We start from the raw sequence: 3,923 nt of genomic DNA, 5'->3' as shown, positions 1-3,923 counted from the left end.
CGGCGGAGCGATCGCGCCTCGGCGTCGACAAGAGCTGGCGGTGCGGCGACGTCAATTTCTTCATCGACCGGGTCAATTTCGACCAGCTTGGCCCGTCGCGCGCGGGTATCCTCAACGCCATCCCGACCCGGTTCAGCCTGCCGGCGGAGCAGATCGATCTGTTGATCGAAAGCGGCGCCGACGCGCTGCGCCAGAGCAAGTCCTACCAGGCGTTCCGCCGCGGGCTTTGACCATCGAAACGGCGATATCTGCGGCTTGACTGGGGCCAGCCGTTGCGCGAAGCCCAGTGATCCCCAGATACCTTGTTCGGAAGCCAGATCATGAACAAACCCGTCAAATCATCCGCCCTGATCAAAGGCGCCAGCGGCGACTGGGAAATGGTGATCGGGCTGGAAGTCCATGCCCAGGTCACCTCGAAATCAAAGCTGTTTTCCGGGGCCTCGACCGAATTCGGCGGCGAGCCGAACAGCCATGTGTCGCTGGTCGACGCGGCGATGCCGGGCATGTTGCCTGTGATCAACGAGGAATGCGTCCGCCAGGCGGTACGCACCGGGCTTGGGCTGAACGCCAAAATCAATCTGCGCTCGGTGTTCGACCGCAAGAACTATTTTTATCCGGATCTGCCGCAAGGCTACCAGATCAGCCAGTACAAGTCGCCAATCGTCGGCGAGGGCGAGGTGGTGGTTGAGCTGGCCGGCGGCGAGAGCGCCACCATCGGCATCGAGCGGCTGCATCTGGAGCAGGATGCCGGCAAGTTGCTGCACGACCAGAGCCCGACGATGACGTTGGTGGACCTCAACCGCTCCGGCGTCGCGCTGATGGAGATCGTCTCCAAGCCGGATATCCGCTCCTCGGAGCAGGCCAAGGCCTATGTGTCGAAGCTGCGCTCGATCCTGCGCTATCTCGGCACCTGCGACGGCGACATGGAGAAGGGCAGCCTTCGCGCCGACGTCAATGTCAGCGTGCGCAAGCCGGGCGGTCCGCTCGGCACCCGCTGCGAGATCAAGAACATGAACTCGATCAGCTTTATCGGCGACGCCATCGAATACGAGGCGCGGCGCCAGATCGAAATCCTCGAAGACGGCGGCGCCATCGACCAGGAAACCCGGCTCTACGATCCCAACAAGGGCGAGACCCGCTCGATGCGCTCCAAGGAAGAGGCGCATGATTACCGTTATTTTCCGGACCCCGACCTGTTGCCGCTGGAATTCAGCGAAGCCTATGTCGCCGCGCTGAAGCAGCAGTTGCCGGAATTGCCGGACCAGAAGAAAGCCCGCTTCATCGCCGGGTTCGGCCTCTCGTCCTACGACGCCAGCGTGCTGGTGGCCGAGCGCGAAAGCGCGGAATTCTTTGAAACCGTGCTGGGCAAGCTCGCGGACCAGGCCCGCGACGGCAAACTCGCCGCCAACTGGGTGATCAATGAGCTGTTCGGGCGGCTGAACAAGGAAGGCCGTGATATTGCGGGCTCGCCGGTGTCGGCGGTGCAGTTGGCCGCGATCGTCGATTTGATCGGCGAGGGCACCATCTCCGGCAAGATCGCCAAGGACCTGTTCGAGATCGTCTGGCAGGAAGGCGGCGACCCGCGCGCACTGGTCGAGGCGCGCGGCATGAAGCAGGTCACCGACCTCGGTGCGATCGAAAAGGTGGTCGATGACATCATCGCCGCCAATCCCGACAAGGTCGCGCAAGCCCAGGCCAAGCCCACGTTGATCGGCTGGTTCGTCGGCCAGGTGATGAAATCATCCGGCGGCAAGGCCAATCCGCAAGCGGTCAACGATCTGCTCAAGGCAAAACTCGGGATCTGAGCCACGCGCGATGTGATGCCTGTGTCATCACTCGCCGCCTCGTTCATGAGCACGCAAGCGTGCATCAATCGTTCACCATAATCGGCGATGCATCGCGCGATGTGGAAATCACGGCCGCGAATCAGCCGCGGCGATTCTCGCAAAAATCCGGTTTTGGCGAGCGGCGATGAGGCGCAAGGCTGCTGAGCATGAAAATTTTTTCATTGCCAAAAATCGCGACTCAGAGTCCATGCAACGCGCTTTTTGCTGGCCTCGACGAGTCGCAACGACATCCAATGGGTGTCGTCGCGACAATGAGTGAAGTGCGGAAATGCCTGCGGCACAGTGGTTTCTCGTGGTGTTGACAATCGCAAGTGCTGCGTTTTCGCGGGCTATGCGCATCGCCGCGCCGATGTGTTGTTGCGTTGTCGATCAACGCGCGCCGCGCGCTCAGCCATCGGTGCGTCAACACTCGATTCCCGAGTGCACGCAGCGATTAAGCCATCTCACTACATTAGGAGGGCAACATGGCCAAGAAAGCTAAGAAGGCAAAGAAGGCGAAGAGCGCAGTGAAGAAGACTGCGAAGAAGACCCGCAAGGTCGCCAAGAAGAAGAAGTAAATCTCGCTTCTGAAAAATTGCCGGCGGCTTGATGCCGGCACGTCACACGAGCCCTCAGGACGGTTTGCTTCTCGAAGCAGATTTTGAAAGACGGCTCTGGTCGACGAAAGAGGGTGTCGGCGAGACATCAGGTCAAACGGCTGGATCGTACGATCGGGGAGTTCGCTCCTTCGAAAAAACGGTCCGGCAGAAGAAACAGGTTTTCTTCGTTCGGTGCGGATCTTGAGATCCGCAATTTCACGGGGGCCCAAAGCCCCGGCTGAGATTTGGTCCTGACGTGTTCGCCGACGCCCTCGTTCCCTGCCGGTGCCGATGCGCCCGGCATTGATCTGCCAAATCTCCCTCAGCCCTAATCTCCTTGAAGAATTGTCCTGATCAGCCACGGCAGCGAGCCCCGGGGCTTTTGTGCGTTGGCGCTCGATCATCGCGGGGCTTTTCCGATGACAGGCATTGGCGGCGTATCCAGGACGCCGCGGCGTCATCGGTAACTGACGCTCTGGGTGCCGGCTCGTCTGCCCTGGACGTGATGACGGCTGCAGCTACCCCAGGCGTTCGCGGCCAATGGTTATCGTTTCGCGAAATCGCACGGTAAACCAAATTCCGAAAACCCGCAGTAACCCCAGCAAAACAGCGCTTCTTGCGATTTTCTGGAACTGCGCGGCGCGGGCGCGTTTACGCCGGATTCATCGCGATACTTAAACTGCTCTTCAAATTTGATCGGTCATGATGATCCCAACAAGCCGGCAAACGGCGAGAGAATAACGGGACGTTTTCGACAAGTGGACAGGAGCCGCGCTCGGACCGCGCGGCAAAAAATCAAAAAAGGGGATAACAGATGTTTCAGGGGCATATTGATCTGGATGCGGCGACACCGGTGGATGCAAGCGCGGTCCCGGACGTGTTGTTCGAGCGCGGCCTGTACTGGGCCAGCGGCCGTTCCGGCGTGGTCAATCTGGTCGCCGCGCACAAATGGTTCAATCTCGCCGCCGTGAAAGGCCGCGCCGATGCCATTGCGATGCGTCGCGAGGTCGCCGAGATGATGTCCGAAGTCGAAATCGCGATGGCCCAGCGCGAAGCCCGAGCCTGGATGATGATGCATTAAGTTCTGCATCAAGACCCGTGTTGGGTCTGCTCGGGTGGCAGGCCTATCAAAGCCCGGTCGGGGCTGAGCGGCAGGTACGTGGTGTTACCCTATGTGTCCGGGCCGGACAGGCGAGGGATGGCGGAGCCGGAGGGATTCGAACCCTCGATAGGGCTTTACAACCCTATAACGGTTTAGCAAACCGCCGCCTTCAGCCACTCGGCCACAGCTCCGTTGTGGCCGATATGCCCGACACGGGGGCGAGCCGCAAGCGGCAGATTGCGCGCCGCCGAATTCCCGGCGATTTAGCCGCTCGGACACGCCCGGCTGTCCAGCAGATTCCTGATGCGGGAGCCGTGGAGGCGCCGCCGTGGACTGACGGTGCGCGTCGCCGGTGCGGCCTCGATCACGCGCCCGTGTTATTTGTGCAACATCCTT

The 3,923-nt window shown here is 60.8% G+C and carries 2 protein-coding genes, 1 tRNA gene and 1 pseudogene; 3 read left to right on the top strand and 1 reads right to left on the bottom strand.

Annotation, left to right across the window (positions count from 1 at the left end; all coding sequences use genetic code 11):
* From ABR948_RS29570 to ABR948_RS29560, 3 genes and pseudogenes are all read left to right on the top strand, one after another.
* Positions 1-230: pseudogene (locus ABR948_RS29570) on the top strand (patatin-like phospholipase family protein); the annotation flags it as partial.
* 90 nt (positions 231-320) lie between these two features.
* The gene (gatB, locus tag ABR948_RS29565; RefSeq protein ID WP_428124857.1) at positions 321-1,805 is read left to right on the top strand and encodes an Asp-tRNA(Asn)/Glu-tRNA(Gln) amidotransferase subunit GatB; all 1,485 of its coding nucleotides are present in this window, start codon (positions 321-323) and stop codon (positions 1,803-1,805) included.
* Between the two features lie 1,434 nt (positions 1,806-3,239).
* A complete protein-coding gene (locus tag ABR948_RS29560; RefSeq protein WP_428124855.1) occupies positions 3,240-3,506 on the top strand; it encodes a hypothetical protein in 267 nt (88 codons plus the stop codon).
* A 118-nt stretch (positions 3,507-3,624) separates the two neighbouring features.
* On the opposite strand, the gene ABR948_RS29555 is transcribed toward ABR948_RS29560, so the two are convergent.
* Positions 3,625-3,718: transfer RNA gene (locus ABR948_RS29555), tRNA-Ser, on the bottom strand.
* Positions 3,719-3,923 lie beyond the last annotated feature (205 nt).

Origin of the sequence: Bradyrhizobium sp. (genome assembly GCF_050014615.1) — a bacterium.
Lineage (GTDB): Bacteria > Pseudomonadota > Alphaproteobacteria > Rhizobiales > Xanthobacteraceae > Bradyrhizobium.
The sequence above is the reverse complement of the archived record's forward strand: the minus strand, read 5'-3'. Positions and strand labels throughout refer to the sequence as shown.